The 22122-nt window shown below is 64.9% G+C and carries 20 protein-coding genes; 5 read left to right on the forward strand and 15 right to left on the reverse strand.

Annotation, left to right across the window (positions count from 1 at the left end; translation table 11 throughout):
* Nucleotides 1-170 precede the first annotated feature (170 nt).
* From flgJ to flgB, 9 genes are all read right to left on the reverse strand, one after another.
* Complete coding sequence (gene flgJ, locus QCE83_RS13440; RefSeq protein ID WP_309810758.1) at nucleotides 171-1229, reverse strand: flagellar assembly peptidoglycan hydrolase FlgJ; 1059 nt, start codon at nucleotides 1227-1229, stop codon at nucleotides 171-173.
* A gap of 16 nt (nucleotides 1230-1245) precedes the next feature.
* Nucleotides 1246-2373, reverse strand: a complete 1128-nt coding sequence (locus tag QCE83_RS13445; protein ID WP_309810761.1) for a flagellar basal body P-ring protein FlgI — start codon at nucleotides 2371-2373, stop codon at nucleotides 1246-1248.
* A gap of 2 nt (nucleotides 2374-2375) precedes the next feature.
* Nucleotides 2376-3095, reverse strand: coding sequence for a flagellar basal body L-ring protein FlgH (locus QCE83_RS13450; RefSeq protein ID WP_309810764.1), 720 nt, complete (start codon nucleotides 3093-3095; stop codon nucleotides 2376-2378).
* 76 nt (nucleotides 3096-3171) lie between these two features.
* Nucleotides 3172-3960 (reverse strand): flagellar basal-body rod protein FlgG, encoded by a 789-nt coding sequence (flgG, locus tag QCE83_RS13455; RefSeq protein WP_309810770.1) that lies wholly within the window; start codon nucleotides 3958-3960, stop codon nucleotides 3172-3174.
* A 35-nt stretch (nucleotides 3961-3995) separates the two neighbouring features.
* A complete protein-coding gene (flgF, locus tag QCE83_RS13460) occupies nucleotides 3996-4748 on the reverse strand; it encodes a flagellar basal-body rod protein FlgF (protein ID WP_309810772.1) in 753 nt (250 codons plus the stop codon).
* Between the two features lie 33 nt (nucleotides 4749-4781).
* Nucleotides 4782-6035 (reverse strand): flagellar hook protein FlgE, encoded by a 1254-nt coding sequence (flgE, locus tag QCE83_RS13465; protein ID WP_309810775.1) that lies wholly within the window; start codon nucleotides 6033-6035, stop codon nucleotides 4782-4784.
* Nucleotides 6036-6078: 43 nt separating this feature from the next.
* Nucleotides 6079-6804, reverse strand: a complete 726-nt coding sequence (locus tag QCE83_RS13470) for a flagellar hook assembly protein FlgD (RefSeq protein ID WP_309810776.1) — start codon at nucleotides 6802-6804, stop codon at nucleotides 6079-6081.
* 23 nt (nucleotides 6805-6827) lie between these two features.
* Entirely contained in the window at nucleotides 6828-7253 is a 426-nt protein-coding gene (flgC, locus tag QCE83_RS13475; RefSeq protein ID WP_035499295.1) for a flagellar basal body rod protein FlgC, read from the reverse strand.
* A gap of 19 nt (nucleotides 7254-7272) precedes the next feature.
* Nucleotides 7273-7752, reverse strand: a complete 480-nt coding sequence (gene flgB, locus QCE83_RS13480; protein ID WP_309810780.1) for a flagellar basal body rod protein FlgB — start codon at nucleotides 7750-7752, stop codon at nucleotides 7273-7275.
* A 266-nt stretch (nucleotides 7753-8018) separates the two neighbouring features.
* On the opposite strand from flgB, the gene flgA reads away from it, so the two are divergent.
* From flgA to flhA, 5 genes are all read left to right on the forward strand, one after another.
* Nucleotides 8019-9326, forward strand: a complete 1308-nt coding sequence (flgA, locus tag QCE83_RS13485; protein ID WP_309810783.1) for a flagellar basal body P-ring formation chaperone FlgA — start codon at nucleotides 8019-8021, stop codon at nucleotides 9324-9326.
* 190 nt (nucleotides 9327-9516) lie between these two features.
* On the forward strand, nucleotides 9517-9843 hold the full coding sequence (gene flgM / locus QCE83_RS13490) for a flagellar biosynthesis anti-sigma factor FlgM (RefSeq protein ID WP_309810786.1): 327 nt from the start codon (nucleotides 9517-9519) through the stop codon (nucleotides 9841-9843).
* A 111-nt stretch (nucleotides 9844-9954) separates the two neighbouring features.
* Complete coding sequence (locus QCE83_RS13495; RefSeq protein ID WP_309810788.1) at nucleotides 9955-10389, forward strand: flagellar protein FlgN; 435 nt, start codon at nucleotides 9955-9957, stop codon at nucleotides 10387-10389.
* 206 nt (nucleotides 10390-10595) lie between these two features.
* Nucleotides 10596-11804, forward strand: a complete 1209-nt coding sequence (flhB, locus tag QCE83_RS13500) for a flagellar biosynthesis protein FlhB (protein WP_309810790.1) — start codon at nucleotides 10596-10598, stop codon at nucleotides 11802-11804.
* Entirely contained in the window at nucleotides 11801-13906 is a 2106-nt protein-coding gene (gene flhA, locus QCE83_RS13505) for a flagellar biosynthesis protein FlhA (protein WP_309810794.1), read from the forward strand. The genes flhB and flhA overlap by 4 nt, the downstream gene beginning before the upstream one ends.
* Here flhA and QCE83_RS13510 read toward each other — a convergent pair whose 3' ends face one another.
* The 6 genes from QCE83_RS13510 to gcvT form a co-directional block, all read right to left on the reverse strand.
* Nucleotides 13907-14380, reverse strand: coding sequence for a hypothetical protein (locus QCE83_RS13510; RefSeq protein ID WP_309810797.1), 474 nt, complete (start codon nucleotides 14378-14380; stop codon nucleotides 13907-13909).
* A gap of 498 nt (nucleotides 14381-14878) precedes the next feature.
* Nucleotides 14879-16267 carry an L-serine ammonia-lyase gene (locus QCE83_RS13515; RefSeq protein ID WP_309810801.1) on the reverse strand — a complete coding sequence of 463 codons (1389 nt, stop codon included), beginning with the start codon at nucleotides 16265-16267 and terminating at the stop codon, nucleotides 14879-14881.
* A gap of 19 nt (nucleotides 16268-16286) precedes the next feature.
* Nucleotides 16287-17393, reverse strand: a complete 1107-nt coding sequence (locus QCE83_RS13520; protein WP_404984634.1) for an alginate lyase family protein — start codon at nucleotides 17391-17393, stop codon at nucleotides 16287-16289.
* A 116-nt stretch (nucleotides 17394-17509) separates the two neighbouring features.
* A complete protein-coding gene (gene gcvP / locus QCE83_RS13525) occupies nucleotides 17510-20437 on the reverse strand; it encodes an aminomethyl-transferring glycine dehydrogenase (RefSeq protein ID WP_309810804.1) in 2928 nt (975 codons plus the stop codon).
* Nucleotides 20438-20497: 60 nt separating this feature from the next.
* The gene (gene gcvH, locus QCE83_RS13530) at nucleotides 20498-20878 is read right to left on the reverse strand and encodes a glycine cleavage system protein GcvH (RefSeq protein ID WP_309810807.1); all 381 of its coding nucleotides are present in this window, start codon (nucleotides 20876-20878) and stop codon (nucleotides 20498-20500) included.
* An 87-nt stretch (nucleotides 20879-20965) separates the two neighbouring features.
* Complete coding sequence (gcvT, locus tag QCE83_RS13535) at nucleotides 20966-22090, reverse strand: glycine cleavage system aminomethyltransferase GcvT (RefSeq protein WP_309810810.1); 1125 nt, start codon at nucleotides 22088-22090, stop codon at nucleotides 20966-20968.
* Nucleotides 22091-22122 lie beyond the last annotated feature (32 nt).

The raw sequence follows: 22122 nt of genomic DNA on the forward strand, positions 1-22122 counted from the left end.
CCGGCGCAAAAAGTATGTGGTGCGCCGTCCCTTCGAACGTAAAACGTTTGCCGTCATCCCAAGTCCGAACAATTGCATTTCGACAGGCCGTATACGGCAAACGCCGCCTTCGCAGCAAGAAGGCGGCCGCAACCATCGGGTGATTGGACGAGACGTTGCGCCCGGCTGTGTCAGACGATCTGACGCATGATCGAAATGAGCTTCTTCGCGTACTGCGGATCGGTCGCGTAACCCGCCTTCTGCATGCCGTGCGCGAAGCCGGCCACGTCGCGCGAAGCCTGGATCACCGGCGCGTAGCGCGGGTTGGTGCTGATGACGCTGGCGTAGTCGGTCAGCGCGTGCTCGTACGAATCGTAGGCGCGGAACTTCTCCACGACCTTTTGCGGCCGGCCGTTCACGTATTCGGTCGTGACGGCATTGACCGTCTTGCCGGTCCAGTCCTTCGTCGCCTTGATGCCGAAGATGTTGTGGCTCGTCGAGCCGTCGGCGGCCTTGATCTCGCGCTTGCCCCAGCCGGACTCCAGCGCTGCCTGGCCGATGATGAAGCGCGCCGGAATGCCCGTCGCCGCGCTCGCGGCCTGCGCCGGCGCGGCCAGACGGTCGACGAACGCATTGACCTTGTCCGAACCGTTGCCGCGCGCGGGCGGCTCGAGCGAATCCGCCGCCGAGTAGCCGCGGCCGGCGAGCGTGCTGTTCTTGTTGGCTTGCGCTGCCGCATAGGCCTTCGCCATGGCGTTCATGGCCGCGAGATTGCCCGCGTTGGCATCGAGATCGCCGCTGCCGCCGCCCGACATGCCGCCGAGCGCCTGCATCGCGTTCATGGAGCCTGCCGCACCGGCGCCGCCCGCGGCGTTGCCGCCGCTCTGCGCGCCGGAATTGCGCATGAGCTGCTTGAGCATCATGTCCGCCACGCCAATGCCCTTCGACGACATCTGCTGCGAAAGCTGCTGATCGAGCATCGACGTGAACGACTTCGTATCGTTCGATTCGAACGGGCTGTCGGAAGGCGTTGCATCGCGCATGCTCTTCAGCATCATCTGCGTGAAGACGGCGTCGAACTGCTTCGCCGCTTCCTTGAGTCCCTGCTGCGGGTTCGCGCCGGCCTGCGCGCGCAATGCGTCGAAACCTTGGGTATCGAGCGCGAAACGGTTCGAGAGATTCGAGAGTCCGCCGCTCGTATCGGTCGATGCCAGCGCGCTGCTGGCGATTCCGTTCGTGTTCGCGTTCATGGGTTCTTATACGTTTTTAGATGATTTCGAGGTCGGCGCGCAGGGCGCCGGCGGCCTTCATCGATTGAAGGATCGAGATGAGATCGGCCGGCGTGGCGCCGAGCGCGTTGAGTGCCTTGACGACTTCGGCGAGATTCGCGCCTGCGTTCAGCATCTTGAGCGCACCGCTGTCCTGCTTGAGCTGGATCGACGACTCCTTCGCCGCCACCGTCTGGCCGTTCGAGAAGGCGTTCGGCTGGCTCACCGCCGTCTTCGTGTTGATGACGACCGACAGATTGCCGTGCGCCACGGCGCAGTTCTGCAGCGTGACCATCTGGTTCATCACGATGGAGCCGGTGCGCGCGTTCAGGATCACCTTCGCGGCGGCCTGCGCCGGATGCACGTCGATGTTCTGCAGCTGCGCCATGAAGGACACTTGCTGGCTCGGGTCCTGCGGCGCGCGCAACTGGATGGTGCGGCCGTCGAGCGCGAGCGCCGTGCCCGCGCCGAACAGGTTGTTGACCGCCGCGACGATGCGCTGCGTCGTGTCGAAGTCCATGTCGCGCAGTTCCATCTGCATGACGCCGCCCTGCTGCTGCAACGCCGACGGCACCGCGCGCTCGACGATCGCGCCCGCCGAGATGCGGCCCACCGCCAGCTGGTTCACCTGGACCTTGCTGCCGTTCGCGCTGGCGCCTGCACCGCCGACGACGAGGTTGCCCTGCGCCATCGCATACACTTGGCCGTCGGCGCCCTTCAGCGGCGACATCAGCAGGGTGCCGCCGCGCAGGCTCTTGGCATTGCCGAGCGAGGACACCGTGACGTCGATCGCTTCGCCGGGGCGCGCGAACGGCGGCAGCGTCGCCGTGACCATCACGGCGGCGACGTTCTTCAGCTGCATGTTCTGCGTGGTGGCCGAGTTCACCGTGATGCCCAGGTTGCCGAGCATGTTGGTGAGCGACTGCGTCGTGAACGGCGTCTGCATCGTCTGGTCGCCGGTGCCGTCGAGGCCGACCACAAGACCATAGCCGATCAGCGGATTGTCACGCACGCCCTGGAACGAGACGAGGTCCTTGAGACGCTCGGCATGCGCATGCGGCACGGCGCCCAGCGCGACGACGGCTGCGGCGAGCGAGAACGAGATGAAACGAAGAAGCGAATTCATGATCAGAACGGCGCGACGTTGAGGAAGAAGCGTTGGAGCCAGCCCATGTTCTCCGCTTCGTCGATGTAACCCTTCGCCGAGTATTCGATCTTCGCGTCGGCGACTTGCGTGGAGTAGACGGTGTTGCTGCCCGAGATGGTCGTCGGGTTGACGACGCCCGAGAAACGCACGAATTCGTTGCCCTGGTTGATGAGCATCTGCTTCTCGCCGCTCACCATCAGGTTGCCGTTGGGCAGGACTTCCGTGACGGTCACGGTCAGCGTGCCGCTGAACGTGTTGGCCGCGCTGGCGCCGCCGGCCGCGGTGAACTTGTTGGCGCCCGTGGCCGAGAGCGTCGTGTTGTTGAACAGGCCGCCGAAGATGCCCGGCGTGGTCGGCACGGCGAATGACGCGTTGCTGCCGCGGTTGGTGTTCGCCGCCGAGGACTTGGTCGCGTTGACGTTTTCCGAGATCACGATGGTCAGGATGTCGCCCATGTTGCGCGGCCGCTGGTCTTCGAACAGCGGGCGGCCCGCATAGCCGGCGTTGTAGATCGCGCCGGGCGAGCGCGTGCCGGTGGGCGGCTGCGGCGGACGCGCGGTCATCGGCTGCTGGATGATCGGCTCTTTCGGCACGAGGCCGCACGCGCCGAGCGCCGCGCCCAGGGCGGCAACCGTGGCAAGGCGCGAGGCATGCAGTGAGGCATGCAGTGAAGCGCGCGCGATGAGGTGAAGTGACGACATCGTGATAACTCGTATGAAGCGAAAGATGCGTCAGTGTGACGTCATCTTTCCGATTCTCATCCGTCGAATAAAGGGGTTAAACCTGCATTTGCGAGAGCGTCTGCAACATCTGGTCGGACGTGGTCACGGCCTTGCTGTTGATTTCGTACGCGCGCTGGGTCTGGATCATGTTCACCAGTTCCTGCACCACGTTGACGTTCGACGCTTCCACATAGCCTTGCTGCAGCGAGCCCGCGCCGTTCAGGCCCGGTTGCGACACGTTCGGTGCGCCCGAGCTGCCCGTCTCCGAGAACAGGTTTTCGCCGCGCGCTTCGAGGCCGGCCGGATTGATGAAGGTCGCGAGCTGGATCGCGCCGACCGTCGTGTTCGCCGAGGAGCCCGACTGCGTGATCGACACCGTGCCGTCCGAACCGATCGTGATCGACGTCGCGTTCTGCGGAATCGTGATCGCCGGATTCACCTGATAGCCGCTCGACGTGACCAGCTGACCTTGCGCGTTGGTCTGGAACGAGCCGTCGCGGGTGTAGGCGGTCGTGCCGTCGGGCATCGTCACCTGGAAGAAGCCCTGGCCGTTGATCGCGACATCCTTCGAGTTGCCGGTCTGCTGCAGGTTGCCCTGCGTGTACAGCCGTTCCGTCGCGATCTGCTGCACGCCGGTGCCGAGCTGCACGCCCGAGGCGAGCTCGGTCTGCTGCGTCGAATTCGCGCCCGGCTGGCGGGTGGTTTGATAAAGCAGGTCCTCGAACACCGCGCGCGAACCCTTGAAGCCGTTCGTGCTCACGTTGGCGAGGTTGTTAGAGATGGTGTCCATCTGCGCCTGCTGCGCATTCATGCCGGTCGCGGCGATGTAGAGAGAGCGATTCATGTTCTTTCGTGTCCTGTGGTGCTGGCGTGCGCCGCTTAGCTGAAGTTGAGCAGCTTGTTGGCCGACTGTTCGTTCTGGTCGGCCGATTCCATCAGCTTCGTCTGCATCTGGAATTGCCGGGCGTTGGTGATCATCGAGACCATCGCGGAGACCGGGTTCACATTGCTGCCCTCGAGCGCGCCGCCGGCCACGACGACATTCGGGTCTGCGTCGGCAGGGTCGCCGGTCGCGGTGCGGAAGAGCCCGTCGTCGCCGCGCGTGAGCGTCGCCGGATCGGGATTGACGAGCTTCAGCTGATCCACGACCGCGATCGCCGTCGGCGGGTCGCCCGGAATCAGCGCCGAGATCGTGCCGTCATGGCCGATCGTCACTTCGGCGCCCGGCGGGATCGACAGCGGACCGCTGTTGCCGATCACCGGCAGGTTGCTCGCGTTGACGAGCTGGCCGTTCTGATCCACGTGCAGGTTGCCCGCGCGCGTGTAGGCCTCGCTGCCGTCCGCCGCCTGCACGGACAGCCAGCCCTGGCCCTGGATCGCGACATCGAGCGGATTGCCGGTCTGCTGCACCGGCCCCGCCGAGTAGTCCGCGGTGGGCGTCGACGACAGCACGAAGGTGCGCGTCGAGCCGTCGGCGGACTGGTTCTCGAACGACATCGGCACCTGGCGGAACGCGGCGAGCTGCGCCTTGAAACCTGTGGTCGACGTGTTCGCGAGGTTGTTCGCCACGACGGCCTGTTGTTCGAGCGCCTGGCTGGCGCCGGTCATCGCGGTGTAGATCAGACGGTCCATGAATCGCTTCCTTCGAGCCTATGCGTGCGCTGCTTACAGGTTGATCAGCGTCTGGTCGACGGTCTGCTGCGTCTTGATCGTCTGCGCGTTCGCCTGATAGTTGCGCTGCGCGGTGATCAGGTTCACGAGCTCGCTCGTCAGGTCGACGTTGGAGTTCTCCACCGCGCCGCCCTGCAGCGTGCCGTGGTTGGTCGAGCCGGGCACGGCGATCTGCGCCGCGCCCGACGCGGCCGTCTGCGCGTACACGTTGCCGCCCAGGTTCTGCAGGCCGTTCTGGTTGTTGAAGTTGGCGATGGCGATCTGGCCGAGGGCCTTGGTTTCGCCGTTCGAATAGTTGCCCGTCAGCATGCCGTCGGTGCCGACCGTGAAGCCCGTCAGTTCGCCCGTGCTGTTGCCGTCCTGGTGCAGGTTCGTGATGCCGCTCTTGGCGCCGTACTGGGTCGTGCCGGTCAGGTCGAGCGTCAGGGTCTGCGTGCTGTTGCCGGTCGGATCCGCGCCGTTGGGGATCGTGAAGGTGAACTGCCCCTTGTTGGCCGAGGTCACGCCGCCTGCCGCGTTCGCAGCCGTGCCGGTCAAGGTGCCGGTGGAATCGAACGACACCGCGCCGAGATCCGTCGTCTGCGAGACAGGGTCGCCGTAGCCCGCGTAGGCTTCCCACGTGCCGGTCTGCGTCTTCGTGAAGTACACGGACACTTTCTGCGTGCCGCCCAGCGTGTCGTACACATCCACCGAAGTCGATTCGTTGTAGGTGTTGCCGTTGGTCGGATCGAAGTTGAGCGTCTGGTTCGTGTCCTGCGAGTTCAGGTTGAACGCGGCCGTGATGCTCTTCGTCGCCGTCGGCTGGATGTTCGCCGTCGGCACCGAAAGGGGCACCGTGCTCGCGCTGTTGACCACGCCGGACGAATCCGCCGCATAGCCCATCAGTTGCAGGCCCGCCGAGTTGACGATCTTGCCGCTGTCGTCGAGGTGGAACACGCCGTTGCGCGAGTACACCACCGAGCCGTTGTTCGACAGCTGATAGAAACCGTTGCCGTTGATGGCGACGTCGAGTGCCTGGTTGGTCGTCGTGATCGTGCCTTGCGAGAACTGCTGCTGCACTTCCGCCAGACGCGTGCCGATACCGATCTGGTTGCTGACGGCCGTGGCCATCGAGTTGGCGTACATGTCGGCGAACTGCGCCGAGCCCTGCTTGAAGCCGACCGTGTTCGAGTTGGCGATGTTGTTGCCGATGACGTCGAGGTCGCTCGATGCGGCGCCCAGACCGCTCAGTGCCTGTTGATAGCTCATGTGTTTCTCCGTGACGAGTCCGCGCTCGTCCTGAAAATTGGATTTAAAGAATCGAGGCGACGCTCGAGAGCGCCACGGTGGAACCGTTCGAGAGCTTGAGGCCCGGCGCACCGCCGGACATCTGCACGACGCTCTGGACCTGCGCGGCCGACAGCGTCGTCGCCGTGGCCTGCTGGCCGTTGATCGTGCCTTGCGCGGTGATCGTGTAGCTGCCGTCGGCGAGCGTGGCGCCCTTCGAATCGACCGGCGTCCAGCCCGTCACCGGCACGACGCCCGCGCCTTGCGCGCCGAGGTCGAGCGTGTTGACGATCTGGCCCGAGGCGTTCTTCACGACGATCTGCAGGTCGCTCACATCGTTCGCCAGCTGCACGCCGAAGCTCGACGACTTGCCGCTCGACACGGTCACGTCGTTGCCGCTGGACAGCACGTTGGAACCGATCAGCAGCGCGGCCTGCGTCTGCTGGCCGGCCGAGAGCTGCGCGGCAAGCGACGACAGCGACGTATTCAACTGGCCGATGCCCGTCACCGTATTGATCTGCGCGAGCTGCGAGGTCATCTGCGAGCTGTCGGCGGGATTGGTGGGGTCCTGGTTCTTCAGCTGCGTCACGAGCAGCGTGAGGAAGGTGTTCTGCAGGTCCGACGCCGACTGCGCGCCGGTCGCCGAGGTCGACGACGACGTCGACGAACTCGACGACGCGCCGTTCATGGTGTCGAGCAGCGTCTGCGACACCGTGGTGCCGTTGCTGCCGATGGTTGTGCTGGTCGTCACGTTGCGTTCCTTGGATGTCTGTATCAGGTTCCGATGGTCAGGGTCTTGAGCATCAATTGTTTGGCGGTGTTGAGCGTTTCGACGTTCGCCTGGTAGGAACGCGACGCGGAAATCATGTTGACCATTTCCTGCACGGGGTCGACGTTGGGCAGCGTCACATAGCCGTCCGCGTTGGCCGCGGGGTTGCTCGGGTCGTAGCTGGTCTTCATCGGGCTCGGATCGTCGATCACGCCGGTCACCTGCACGCCGCCGACCTGCTGGCCCGACGCGGTGCGCGCGCCGCCGAGCGGATCGACCGCGAACACGACCTGCTTGGCCTTGTACGGCTGGCCGTCCGGGCCGGTCGTGCTGTCCGCGTTGGCGAGGTTCGACGCGGTGACGTTCAGGCGCTGCGCCTGGGCAGACATCGCCGAGCCGGCGACGTTGAAGATGTTCATCAAAGAGGGCATGGTCTTTCTCCTGTCGTGCTCAGCTGTTCGACGTGATCGCCGACAGCATCGACTTGATCTGCGACGACAGCACCGTCATGCCGGCTTCGAAGTGCAGCGCGTTGTCCGCGAACTGCACGCGCTCGGCGTCGAGGTCCACGGTGTTGCCGTCCAGCGAAGGCTGGCTCGGCACGCGGTAGGCGAGCTTGCCGTAGTCGTCCGTCGAGCCGCCGGATGCGGCGAGCGTCGACGTGCCGCTCATGTGGCCTTGCGAAGTCACGGCCAGCGACGAGCTCGTGCTGAGGCTGACGGGTTGCGCCATCTTGAGCGTCGAGCTGTTCGACGCCGTGCCGTTCTGCTTCAGCGCGCCCGCGAGCGCGCTCGAGAATTCGACGTCGCGCGCCTTGTAGCCGGGGGTGTCGGCGTTGGCAATGTTCGACGACAGCAATTCCTGCCGGTACGCGCGAACGTCGAGCGCTTCACGGCCAAAGGCGAATTCCTTGTCGAGTCTGTCTAGCATTCCGGTTTCTCCTGTCGGCAGCGCCGAGGCCTTTTTGCATGACACGCATCTTAGGAGCGGCGCACAAGAACTAATCCGACGAATAACCGGGAAACGCGGCCTCTATTCGACGCTTGCACGCGCCCGCCGATATCTAGAATGCGTTTCGTGGCCGATGGCGGGCGTGCTGTGCTTCCCGCCCGGTTCCAGGCAGTTGCCGTGCAGTGCGCGGCTCGATCGATTCAGGTAATGCCGCGCCCGGATGCGCGGCGTCAGGGAGAGAAGTGATGAGCAGGTCCGCCAAGCGTGCATCGAACCCTACGGCTCGCGCCGCAGCGACGTTCACGCGCCGCACGCTGTGCGGGCTGGCAGGCGTCTCGCTGCTGATGGCTGTCGCGGCGGGCGCGTCCGCGCAGCAAAGCGACGGCATGATCGTCATTCCCGGCAATGCCGAAACCAATCCCGCCGCGGCCGCCGACATGGCGAAGAACCTGGCCGCGCCTGTTGCGCGCGCCGCGGCACCGGTGTCCGCCGCGCCCGCGGCGGTGAACCCCAGCGGTTATCGCGCGGCGACGCGGGCCGCCGACGCCGCGATGCGCAACGCGGCACTCGAACTGGAAGCCCACGCCGACGCCGCCGACGATTCCATGAACGACGCCGGCATGATCGTGATTCCCGGACCGGGCGAAGCGAAGCCGGCCGCCGCCGCCGCTCCAGTTGCGACGCGCGTTGCGGCTCCGGCGCTCGTCAAGGCGCCCGCTGCCGCCGCCTCGCGCGACGTGATGCCGGTAGTCATCACCCGCGATGACGCCGCCGCTGGCCGCGCCGTCAATCCGCGACCGGTTGCGGCCGGCGTGGCGACGCCCGTCGCAGGCGCAGCCGCTTCGCCGATGCAGCGCGTCAGCTTCAAGCCTGCCGCCGCAGCCGCGCCGGCAGCCGCGACGCTTCCGCCCGCGCCCGGCGCGCCCGCCACGATGCAGGACGGCGAGTCGATTCGCGTGGCCGCGCTGAACTTCCTCCAGCAACAGGCGGCCGGCTTGCCCGGCAAGGTCGACATCACGATCACGCCCGTGTTTCCGCGCGGCCTCGCCGCGTGCTCGTCGCTCGATCCGTTCATGCCGACCGGCGCGCGCCTCTGGGGCCGCATGACGGTCGGCGTGCGCTGCGTCGGCGAGCGGCCGTGGACGCTGTATGTCCAGGCGCGCGTGTCGATCAACGCCACTTACTATCTGGCCGCGCGCGCGATCGCGCCTGGCGAGGTGCTGACCAACGCCGATCTGATTGCCCGCGACGGCGACCTGACCGCGATGCCGCAGGCCATCGTCACCGATCCGGCGCAGGCCGTCGGCGCAGTGGCGCTGTCGCGCGTGCCGGCAGGCTTGCCGCTGCGCACCGACATGCTGCGCGCCGCGAGTTCGGTGTCGATCGGACAGACCGTGCATGTGGTCACGGGCGGCGCCGGCTTCTCCATTTCCGCCGACGGCACCGCGATGAACAACGCAGCGCCCGGCCAGCAAGTACGTGTAAAAACCGCCGGTGGCCAGATCATTACCGGCGTCGTGAAGGACAGCCAGACGGTGGAAGTGTCCCTCTGAAGAGGGCGGTTTGCGTGATGTGTTCGGTCCCCCACGTATGTTTCATTTTGTTGCAATTCGTGTCGATGCCCGCTGCATAAGGGTTTCCGGGCGATAAGCACGGCGAACGCCAGTTGGCGCTCCTGAGGCAGGGTCAAGTTTTCGGGCACCCTGACCGATAAAGGACTCAACACGTTCGGGAATAGACATCGTGAAAATCGAATCGAATAGCAACACCACTCTGGCAGGCCTTCAAGACACCCTGCAGCGCGCGTCGCAGAACGACGCCAAAGGTGCCACGAGCACCGTGCAACAAGCGGGCGCAAACCCGGCAACGAATTCGAAAGTGAGCTTGTCGTCCTTGTCGACGGACCTGCGCGCATCGAACGGCTCGGACATCGACACGGCGAAAGTCGAGTCGATCAAGGCCGCGATCCGCGACGGCAGCCTGACGATGGACCCGGCCAAGATCGCCGACGGCATTCTGAGCACGGCTCGCGATCTGCTGCAAACGAGAACCCCGCCGACCGGCGGCTGAACGCAGTGAGCTCGACTCGCCTGTCATGGATGGACAGGCGCGTCATGGCGGCGGCGTTCGCGGACCGGGCGGCTTTTTAAACCCGCTTTTCAGCGTATCCAGCGAGCCGCAATGAGAGACGCCCTGCTTGCCACCCTCACCGAAGAAGTCGCTGCTGTTCAGGCCTTCGAATCCCTCCTCGCCGATGAGGAAAAAGCGCTGATCGCCGCGCAGCCGCTTCCGGCGCTGCCCGGCATCATCGAGAACAAGACCGCGCTCACCGAGCGCATCTCCAGTCTCGAAAAGACGCGCGACGAGCATCTGAATGCACTGGGCTTTCCGGCCGGTTTCATCGGCATGGAAGCTGCCGCCGCCGGCGACGCCGCGATCGCCGAGCAATGGGCGCTGCTTACCGCCGCCGCCCGTCGCGCGAGACAAGGCAACAACAATAACGGCGTGCTGATCCGCACCCGCATGGAATACAACCGCAAGGCGCTCGCCGCGATGCAGGTTGCGCCGTCGCGTGCCGGTTTCTACGGCCCGGACGGCCGCGTGCCGGGCGCCTGATCCGGCCAGTGCTTGCCTTCAGAACGGCGCGTGTCTCATGCGGGACACGCGCCGCTTTCGTTTCCGCGCTTTCATCTAGCGAATAACCCCCTTTTCTCCGGCCTTATCCTCCGATGGCCGCTCGACGCCTTCCGCAATAATCCCTGTCATCGAAAAGCGGCTTCGTGCCGCTCGCACGGATTGGACACGGAACGGAGCAAGGCCCGGTGGCAGAAGAAAGCGATCTCGAAAAAACCGAATCAGCCACTCCCAAGCGCCTGGAAAAGGCGCGGGAGGAAGGCCAGGTTGCGCGTTCGCGGGAACTCGCGTCCTTTGCGCTGCTGGCGGCGGGCTTTTTCGGCGTCTGGGGCTTGTCCGGCCCGATCAGCGGGCATTTGCAGTCGGTGTTGCGAGGCGCGTTCACGTTCGATCACGCTACGGTGCTCGACACGCGCCAGATGATGATCGGGGCCGCGAACGCCGGCAAGGAAGGCATGCTGGCCGTGCTGCCCGTCCTGTTGCTCACCTGCTTCGCCGCGCTCGCCGCGCCGATGGCGCTCGGCGGCTGGCTGCTCACCACCAAGCCGCTCGCGCCGAATTTCGGCCGCCTTAATCCGGTAAGCGGACTCGGCAAGATCTTCTCTTCGCAGGGCCCGGTGCAGCTCGGCATGGCGATCCTGAAGACAGTCGTGGTCGGCGGCATGGCGGGCTCGGCAATCTGGAGCCGCCGCGCCGAAGTGCTCGACCTTCTGACCAAGCCGCTCAGCCTCGCGCTCGCCGATGCCATGCACCTCATCTTCGTGTGCTGCGGCATGGCGATCGGCGGATTGTTTCTGGTCGCGGCCGTGGACGTTCCGTACCAGCTCTACTCGCACGCCAAGAAGCTGCGCATGAGCAAGGAAGAAGTGAAGCGCGAGCACAAGGAGAACGAAGGCGACCCGCACATCAAGGGCAAGATTCGTCAGCAGCAGCGTGCGGCCGCGCGTCGCCGGATGATGCAGGCGATTCCCACCGCCGATGTGATCGTCACCAACCCGACTCACTTCGCGGTCGCGCTGAAGTACACGGACGGCGAGATGCGCGCGCCGAAGGTCGTCGCAAAGGGCGTGAACCTCGTGGCCGCGCGCATCCGCGAGCTGGGCCGCGAAAACAACGTGCCGCTGCTCGAAGCGCCGCCGCTGGCGCGCGCGCTGTATCACAACGTCGAGATCAATCGCGAGATTCCGGGCGCGCTCTATGGCGCGGTGGCGCAGGTGCTGGCGTGGGTCTACCAGCTGAAGCGCTACAAGGAAGACGGCGGTATCAAGCCGGACCAGCCGTCCGATCTCGACGTACCGAAGGAACTCGACAAAGGCGGCGTTTCCGACGCCGACGCCGATCAGGAAGCTGAAGAAGCACTGACCGGCGACAACCCTGACAATGGAGCCGCCGCATGAACGCGCGCGCTGGATTTTTCGCCAAACGGCCTGACGCGCTGGGCACGCAGAACCTTCGAGCCCTCGCCGGCCCGATCCTGATCTGCATGATCCTGGGCATGATGATCCTGCCCTTGCCGGCCTTTCTGCTGGATCTGCTGTTCACCTTCAATATCGCGCTCGCGGTGATGGTGCTGCTCGTCAGCATGTACACGCAAAAGCCGCTCGACTTCGCGGCATTCCCGAGCGTGCTGCTGTTCTCCACCTTGCTGCGCCTGTCGCTGAATGTCGCGTCGACGCGTATCGTGCTGCTGGAAGGCCACACCGGTCCGGACGCGGCCGGCCAGGTGATCGAGTCGTTCGGTCACTTCCTGGTGGGCGGCAACTTCGCGGTGGGTATCGTCGTCTTCGTGATTCTGATGATCATCAACTTCATGGTCATCACGAAGGGCGCGGGCCGGATCGCCGAAGTGGGCGCGCGCTTCACGCTCGATGCGATGCCCGGCAAGCAGATGGCCATCGACGCCGACCTCAACGCCGGCCTCATCAACGAGGAAACCGCGAAGAAACGCCGTCAGGCCGTGGCGCAGGAAGCCGAGTTCTACGGTTCCATGGACGGCGCGAGCAAGTTCGTGCGCGGCGACGCCATCGCGGGCCTGTTGATCATGGTGATCAACATCGTCGGCGGACTGATTGTCGGCATGCTCCAGCACGACATGGATTTCGGCCACGCGGCAACCAACTACACGCTGCTGACCATCGGCGACGGTCTCGTCGCGCAGATTCCTTCGCTCATCATCTCGACGGCGGCCGGCGTGATCGTGTCGCGCGTTGCGACCGAGGAAGACATCGGCACCCAGCTGACGGGACAGTTGTTCCAGAATCCCCGCGTGCTGATGATTACGGGTGTGATCATCGGCATCATGGGCTTGATCCCCGGCATGCCGCACTTCGCGTTCATGCTGCTCGGCGGCGGCCTGATCTATGCCGCGCGCTCGATGAACAAGCGCGCCGAAGCGAAGAAGAAAAGCGCCGTCACCGATGTCACGCCGCTCGCGGCAAGCGCGGCGGCCGCGTCGGCCGAGAATGCCGAAGCCAGTTGGGAAGATGTCGCGCTCATCGATCCGCTCGGCCTGGAAGTGGGCTACCGCCTGATCCCGCTCGTCGACAAGAACGCCGATGGCGAACTGCTCAAGCGCATCAAGGGCATCCGCAAGAAGTTCGCGCAGGAAATCGGCTTCCTGCCGCCGGTCATTCATATTCGCGACAACCTCGAACTGCGCCCGAACGGCTACCGCATTGCGCTGAAGGGCGTGGAAGTGGGCGTGGGCGAGGCGTTCCCGGGACAATGGCTCGCGATCAACCCAGGCCAGGTTTCAGCCGCACTGCCGGGCGCGCAGACGCAAGATCCGGCGTTCGGCCTGCCGGCGGTGTGGATCGACACCAATCTGCGCGAGCAGGCTCAGGTGTACGGCTACACCGTGGTGGACGCAAGCACGGTGGTCGCGACGCACCTGAATCATCTGGTGGTGACGCACGCGGCCGAACTGCTCGGACGCCAGGAAGTGCAGGCGCTGCTGGAGCGCATCGGCAAGGACACGCCGTCGCTCACGGAAGACCTCGTGCCGAAGGTGATCTCGCTGACGACGCTGCAAAAGGTGCTGCAGAACCTGCTCGACGAAAGCGTGCCGATCCGCGACATGCGCACCATTCTCGACGCGCTGCAGGAACACGCGCCGAAGCTGTCCGACGCTCACGACCTGACGGCCGCAGTGCGCCTCGCACTGGGCCGCGCGATCTCGCAGCAGTGGTATCCCGGCAACGACGACCTCCAGGTGATGGGCCTCGACCCGACGCTGGAGCGCGTGTTGTCGCAGGCGTTGTCCACCGGCACGAATCCGGGACTGGAACCCGGACTCGCGCAGACGCTGATGAACTCGACGCAGAACGCGATGATGCGTCAGCAGAACCTTGGACTGCCGCCGGTGCTGCTGGTGCAGCATTCGCTGCGCGCGATGCTTGCGCGCTTCCTGCGCCGCAGCCTGCCGCAGTTGAAGGTGCTGTCCTATGCCGAAGTGCCCGATACGCGCAACGTGAAGGTCGTCAACCTGATCGGCGCGTAATCAGACGACGGTGAATCTGCGCTCCTGCACCGACGTGTCCGAGATGTACAGCCTGAGTGGATGGCCCTCGTCATCCAGATCCGCTTTCGCGAGGAAGCAGATGGAATGATTGGAGGCCATGGCCTCGACGTAGCGGTTCCTCGGGCGGTTGAACGCGGGATCGATCACGATGGCGGGAATCCGCGCGTGACCTCCTTCGAGCGTCACCCGGCATGCGCCGGTGGTCATGTCGAACTGCGAAATCACGCCGACATAGTTCTCGAGATGCTCCGAGAGCTTGCGTCCCGCGTGTGCGAAAGACCGCTTGTGAATGCGATTCAGGCTCATGAAACACGCGCCCTCCAGATGAAGGTCGATGCGCTCGCATGAGCGCTCGATGGGACTCAGCGCCTGACGCGCGGCGGGTTGCAGGATGTCGGTGAGCTTGTCGATGGAGGCCATCATCTTGTCGACCGTCGCGGCCAGTCTGGTCATGTTAAGTTCGTTGCTCTGCATCGACCGTTGCAATGCTTCATTCAGGTATTTCATATTGCCTTGATCGCGTCGGGATAGAACGTACTGAATCACGGCGGCAAGCACAGCGCCAAACGCACCAGACCACAGTTCCTTGCTCGTTGCCATGCTTTTCACCATTGCCAGGACTTCGAAACAATGATGCTCGTCTACCGGGAGCGAGACGACGCTGACATCGAGTGCATCGAAGTGAAAGGGCAGTCTACCCGTCGCGAGCACGCTCGCACATAGCGAAATGACGCGCGCGAAGCCTTGAATGGATTCTCCCAGCTGATTCAGATCTATCTCATGCGAGATAGCGTCATAGCCCTGATAACGAACGCTGAGAATGCACAGTTTGTTTTCGATGTTGCCACGTGTGACGTCAAGCATTGTTTGCTCCGCATGCCAGTTATGACGTCATGCTAAGCAACTGAGGCGGATTCGAACATCCGCCGAACGGCCAGCTTGCGCCAGCCCTCAACACTCGACAATATTCACCGCGAGCCCGCCGCGCGACGTTTCCTTGTACTTGGTCTTCATGTCGGCGCCGGTTTCGCGCATGGTCTTGATCACGGAGTCGAGCGAGACATAGTGCGAACCGTCGCCGCGCATCGCCATGCGCGCCGCGTTGACGGCCTTTACCGAACCCATGGCATTGCGTTCGATGCAGGGGATCTGCACCATCCCGCCCACCGGATCGCAGGTGAGCCCAAGGTTGTGCTCCATGCCGATTTCCGCCGCGTTCTCCACCTGCGCGGGCGTGCCGCCGAGCACGGCCGCCAAGCCGCCGGCCGCCATCGAACACGCCACGCCCACTTCGCCCTGGCAGCCCACTTCCGCTCCCGAGATTGACGCGTTCATCTTGTACAGGATGCCGATCGCGCCGGCCGTCAGCAGGAAGTCGATGATGCCCTGCGGATTCGAGCCCGGCACGAAGCGATCGTAGTAGTGCAGCACGGCTGGAATGATGCCGGCCGCGCCATTGGTCGGCGCGGTCACAACACGCCCGCCTATCGCGTTTTCCTCGTTCACCGCGATCGCGTAGAGATTGATCCAGTCGATCATCGACAACGGATCGCGCAGCGCCAGCTCCGGTTTGCCCGCCAGCGCCTTGTACAACTGCGGCGCGCGGCGCTTCACCTGGAATGGTCCGGGCAGATGCCCCTCGGCCTCCGGATTGCCGATGCCGCAGCCCCGCGCGACGCAATCCTGCATCACGTCCCAGATGCGCAGCAGGCCCGCGCGGATCTCGTCCTCGCTGCGCCAGACGCGTTCGTTCTCCCACATCAGCCGGGCGATGGAGTGCCCCGACTCCGCGCACATCTTCATCAGTTCGTCGCCGGTCTGGAACGGAAACGGCAATTGCTCGTGCGCCGTCAGCACCGCGGTATTCGCCGCGCCCGCCGTCACCACGAAACCGCCGCCCACCGACAGATAGGTTGCCTCGCGCAGCAATGCGCCGCTTGCGTCGAACGCGTACAGCTTCATGCCGTTCGGATGCTCGGGCAGTGCCTGCCGGTAGAACGCGATGTTCTCCCTGATCGTGAAGGGCAGCTCGTGATGGCCGAGCAGCGCCAGTGTCTTCGACGCGCGCACCTGTTCGAGACGCGCCGAGATCGTGCCGGCATCGACGGTATCGGGCGCATCGCCCATCAGGCCCAGCATCACGCCGCGATCGGTGCCATGGCCCTTGCCGGTCGCGCCGAGCGAGCCATACAACTCGCATTTCACCGACGCCACCGCGTCCAGCAGCGCGTCGCGCTCGAGCCCCTGGGCGAACAACAAGGCCGCGCGCATCGGACCGACCGTGTGCGAGCTCGACGGTCCGATGCCGATCTTGAAGAGGTCGAATACGCTGACTGCCATGACTGCTCCTGCGTGAGAGTTAGCGCGCCGGCAGCGGCAGACACACCGCGAGCCAGGCGGGCGGCGTCGGCGCGAGCCGCAGCGCCACCGGCGCGTAGCGGCCGTCGAGACGCGCCGCCAGATGAAAGAGTTCCGCCGCGTTCTTCGGATCCCATGGACCCGAGAAGCCCGGCAAACCGGCCTCGCGGCGCTTGGCGTCGAAAGGGAAAGTCGAACGCACGAATTCCTCGTGCGTCTTCGTGCCGAGCGCATACGGCGTGAGCCAGTTGAGCGCCACAGCGAGCGTCGCGCCCGACTGCGCGCGTTCCGGCAGCCAGTTGCGGTTGTGGCGCCGCGCGGCCAGCGCCGCCGTGACGAGCGGCTGAAGGTCGTAGGTCACGTAGTGAAGCGCATCGCGTTCGGCGAAATCGACCGTCGAGCCATCCGGCGCGATGTTGTCGCCGATATGCTCGACAAACAGCCGCTGCGCCGCGTTGATGAGCTTGCGGTCGTCGATGGTGAACGCGCCCATCGCCACCAGTTTCACGCGATGACTCTGCCAGTTGTTGCGATACGTGCCGGTGAGCGGACGCGGCTGCTTGTCGATGTCGTTGACGTAACCGGTCACGAGCTTCGTGATGAAAGCGTTCGCGGCATTGCGTGTCTTGACCGGCAGCGCGCTCGCCGTCAGGTCGTAGGCGAGAATCAGCGACTCGAAGTTGGTCTCGTCGATCGGATTGAAGCTCGGCTGATACGTGGTGGTCCACGCGAACAGGAAACGGTCCACCAGACGCAGGTAGCGCTCGTCGCCGGTGGCGCGCCAGGCGAGCGCCGCGTCGCGCATCAAGCCCAGATCTTTCTCGGCCTCGATGCTCTCGTCGCGAATGCCTTCGTGCGGCAGCGTGCCCTCGGTGTGCAGCTTCGCGCGCGCCTTCGGCTGGTCGTTGACGTGAGACTGAACCATCTTCACGAGCGCCCGCACGCCGGGATCGGCATTGGTGCGCTCGCTCGTCTGCATCGCGGGCGCAGCGCAGAAGTTCATCGCCGCATGCGCAGCCGGCGCGGCCAGCGTCAGCGCGCACAGCACGGCCAGCCGTCCGCGTGGCCTGAAACGGCCTTCGTTCACCTCTCGCACCTTCGGCGCCATGCGTACTCCTTGATTGGCTTGGGTCCGGGGTGTGATGTTAGCCGTTCTGACGCGCACCGCAAAACCGCCCGACAATGCTTGACCAATTCGGACGGCCCGCCGGCTCTACGCCGTACTCATTCAGCGTATTCCGAAATCGGCACGCATGAACACATCAGGTTGCGGTCGCCGTATGCGTTGTCCGCACGGCCCACCGGCGACCAATACTTGCGCGTCACCAGCGACTTGAGCGGATAAGCTGCCGCCTCGCGCGTGTACTTGTGATCCCACGCGTCTGCCGTGACGACTGCGGCGGTGTGCGGCGCATGTTTCAGCACGTTGTCGTCGCGATCGGCGCGGCCTTCTTCGACCGCGCGAATCTCTTCGCGAATCGCGATCATTGCGTCGATGAAGCGGTCGAGCTCTTCCTTCGATTCGGATTCGGTCGGCTCCACCATCAGCGTGCCCGGGACCGGAAAGCTCATGGTCGGCGCATGGAAACCGTAGTCAATCAGCCGCTTGGCCACGTCTTCCACCGAGATGCCGCTGGATTCCTTGATCGGACGCACGTCGAGAATGCACTCGTGCGCGACCAGCCCGCCCGCGCCGCTGTACAGCACCGGATAGTGCGGCGCGAGACGTTTCGCGACATAGTTGGCCGCGAGGATCGCGCTTTCGGTGGCGGCCGTCAGGCCTTGCGCGCCCATCATCGCGATATACATCCAGGAGATCGGCAGGATGGCAGCCGAGCCATACGGCGCCGACGACACCGCGCCGATGCCCGCTTCGTCGCGCTGGTAGCCGGTCGAGACCTGGTTCGGCAGGAACTTCGCCAGATGCGCGCCGACCGCGACCGGACCCACGCCCGGTCCGCCGCCGCCGTGCGGAATGCAGAAGGTCTTGTGCAGGTTCAGGTGCGAGACGTCGCCGCCGAACTGGCCGGGCGCACACAGGCCGACCATCGCGTTCATGTTGGCGCCGTCCACGTACACCTGGCCGCCGTGCGCATGCACGATCTCGCAGATCTCCCGCACATTGCGCTCGAACACGCCGTGGGTCGACGGATACGTGATCATGATCGCCGCGAGATTCGCCGAATGCTTTTCGGCCTTTGCCTTCAGATCGTCGATATCGACGTTGCCGTTCGCATCGCACGCCACCACGACGACCTGCATGCCGGCCATTTGCGCCGACGCCGGATTCGTGCCGTGCGCCGATGCCGGGATCAGGCACACGTTGCGATGACCTTCGCCGCGCGACTCGTGATACGCGTGAATGATCAACAGGCCGGCGTACTCGCCCTGCGAACCGGCGTTCGGCTGCAAGGACACCGCCGCGTAGCCCGTGCATGCGACCAGCATCTGTTCCAGCTGATCGATCATCGTGCGATAGCCGACCGTCTGTTCGGCAGGCGCGAACGGATGAATCTGCGCGAACTCGGGCCACGTGACCGGCAGCATTTCCGACGTGGCGTTGAGCTTCATCGTGCAGGAGCCGAGCGGGATCATCGTGCGGTCGAGCGCGAGATCCTTGTCTGCGAGGCTGCGCAGATAGCGCAGCATTTCATGCTCGGAATGGTGTCGATTGAAGACCGGATGCGTCAGGTAGTCGCTCGTGCGCTGCAGGTCGGCCGGCAGCGAAACGGACGCGGCTTCGTCGAGCGCGTCGATGTCGAACGTTTCGGTCTTGCCCGCCACTTCCGCAAACAGCGCGAACAGCTTCAGCAGATCGTCGCGCGTCGTGGTTTCGTCGAGCGACACGCCCACGCGCGTCGCGCTCACGCGGCGCAGATTGACGTGCGCGGCGTAAGCGGCCTGATGCAGCGCGGTCGTGCTGGCGCCGCTTTCGATCGTCAGCGTGTCGAAGAAGGATTCATTGGCCAGCGTGTAGCCCAGCTTGCGCAGACCGCCCGCGAGGATGGACGCGACCCGGTTCACCCGTTGCGCGATCGTCCGCAGACCCTGCGGGCCGTGATAGACCGCGTACATGCTCGCCATGATCGCGAGCAGCGCCTGCGCCGTGCACACGTTCGAGGTCGCTTTCTCGCGGCGGATATGCTGTTCGCGCGTCTGCAGCGCGAGACGCAGCGCGGAATTGCCCTGCGCGTCGACGGTCACGCCGACGAGACGGCCCGGCATCTGGCGCTTGAATTCGTCGCGCACCGCCATGAAGGCCGCATGCGGGCCGCCGAAGCCGACCGGCACGCCGAAGCGCTGCGTATTGCCGATGGCCACGTCCGCGCCCCACTCGCCCGGCGGCGTAATGAGCGTCAGCGCGAGCAGGTCGGCCGCGGCGATCGCATGACCGCCCGCGGCGTGAATCGCTTCGGCAAGCGCGCGGTAGTCGTGCACGTCGCCGTTTGCGCCCGGATACTGGAGCAGCACGCCGAAGGCATTCGCGCTCGCGGCGTCCGCAGCGGGACCGACCTTCACTTCGATGCCCGCCGGCTTCGCACGCGTCTTTACCACTTCGATGGTCTGCGGCAGGACGTCGTCGGCGACATAGAACACGTTCGACTTCGGCTTGCCCACGCGTTGCAGCAGCGTCATGGCTTCGGCGGCGGCGGTGGCTTCGTCGAGCAGCGATGCGTTCGCCATCGCGAGGCCGGTCAGGTCCATCACCATCTGCTGGAAGTTGAGCAGCGCCTCGAGACGGCCTTGCGAGATTTCCGGCTGATACGGCGTATAGGCCGTGTACCACGCCGGATTCTCGAGCACGTTGCGCAGGATCACGCCCGGCGTGTGCGTGCCGTAGTAACCCTGGCCGATGTAAGTCCGGAACACCAGATTCTCGTCCGCCAGCTTGCGCAGCGACGCGAGCGCTTCCGCCTCGCTCTTCGGCTGCGTGAACGCGCCGAGCGGCAACGTTTCCTTGCGGCGGATCGATTCAGGAATCACCGCGTCGATGAAAGCCGCGCGCGAGGCGAAGCCAAGCGCGTCGAGCATCGCACGCTGATCTGCTTCATCGGGGCCGATGTGCCGTTCCGCGAACGCGTCGTGGCGTTCGAGCGCGGCGAGTGACAGGGAGGTGCGGTTCATCAGGCGATCCGGGTGTTCGAGCTTCATGAGAATTCCTGCGAGAAGCGGCTTTCCTCGGGGAAAACCGCCTTCGTCCAAGTAAGAAAGTTATTCGCCGATCGACTGGCCGTAGCCTGCGGCGTCGAGCAGCTTGTCGAGACCGTCATTGCTCGACGGTTTGATCTTGAAGAGCCAGCTTTCGTACGGCGCGCCGTTGACCTGGTCCGGCGCGGCAGCCAGCGCGTCGTTCGAGGCGACGATCTCGCCCGACACTGGCGCGTAGATGTCGGAGGCGGCCTTCACCGATTCGATGACCGCAATGGCATCGCCCGCCGCGACGCTCTTGCCGGCGGCCGGCAGTTCGACGAACACGATGTCGCCGAGCGCTTCCTGCGCGTGATCGGTGATGCCGACGGTCAAGGTGCCGTCGGACTCGGTGCGGACCCATTCGTGCGATTCGGTGTATTTCAGATCGGCCGGGATGCTCATTGGATGCTCCTTGCGTGATGCGTTCGTGAGGTTCTTGATCGGAGGAAACGGGCGCAGCGGCTTGATGCCTTGTCTGATGCACTTGCCTCAGGACAGATCCACGAGGACCTTGCCGTTGCGCACGAACGGAAGTTTTACCACGCGCGCCGGGACTTGCTTGTCACGAATCACGACCTGCACCATGTCGCCGGCGGCAACGGCGACGGGCACGCGCGCGAACGCGATCGACTCCTGCATCGACGGCGAAAACGTGCCACTCGTGATCTCGCCTTCGCCGTGCTGCGACAGCACTTTCTGATGGGCGCGCAGCACGCCGGCCGCGCGGCCGTTTTCCTTCATCAGCACGAGTCCGACGAAGTTCGCCTGCGCGCCGTTTGCTTCGAGCGCGCTGCGGCCGACGAAGTCGCGTTCGCTTTTCAGATCGACCGTCCATGCGAGGCCGGCGTCGAGCGGCGAGACGGTGTCGTCCATGTCCTGGCCGTAGAGATTCATGCCGGCTTCGAGGCGCAGCGTGTCGCGCGCGCCGAGCCCGGCGGGCTTTACGCCGGCTTCGCGCAGCGCATTCCACAGCACTTCGACGTGCGTCGCGGGCACGACGATCTCGAAACCGTCTTCACCGGTATAGCCGGTGCGCGCGAGCATGACTTCGCCGAATGCCGTCGACGGAAAGCGGACCGCGTTGAACGGCTTGATCGATTCGGTTTGCGTGCGGGTATCGGGCAGCACGTGCCAGACTTTTTCGCGGGCGTTCGGACCTTGCACGGCGATGATCGCCAGATCGCGGCGCGGCGTGATGGAGAGGTTGAACTCGCCCGCGGCGTTCAATTGCCCGAACCAGGCGATGTCCTTCTCGGCGGTGCTCGCATTCACGACGACGCGAAAGCTCGTCTCGGAGAAGTAATAGACGATCAGGTCGTCGATGACGCCGCCGTCGCCGTTGAGCAGGCACGAATAGAGTGCGCGGCCGGGTGTCGTGAGTTTGTCGACGTTGTTGGCGAGGGCGTACTTGAAGAAGTCGCGGACGGCTTCGCCTTCGAAATCGACGACGCGCATGTGGGAGACGTCGAACATGCCGGCATCGGTGCGGATGGCGCGATGCTCGTCGATCTGCGAACCGTAGTTGACGGGCATGTCCCAGCCGCCGAAGTCGACCATGCGCGCGTTCAGCGCGAGATGGGCGGCGTGCAGGGGCGTGTGTTGAAGGTCGGTCATCGGGGCCTCGGTTCGCGAAACAAAAAAGGCCA

The organism is Caballeronia sp. LZ034LL (assembly GCF_031451215.1).
Classification (GTDB): Bacteria; Pseudomonadota; Gammaproteobacteria; order Burkholderiales; family Burkholderiaceae; genus Caballeronia.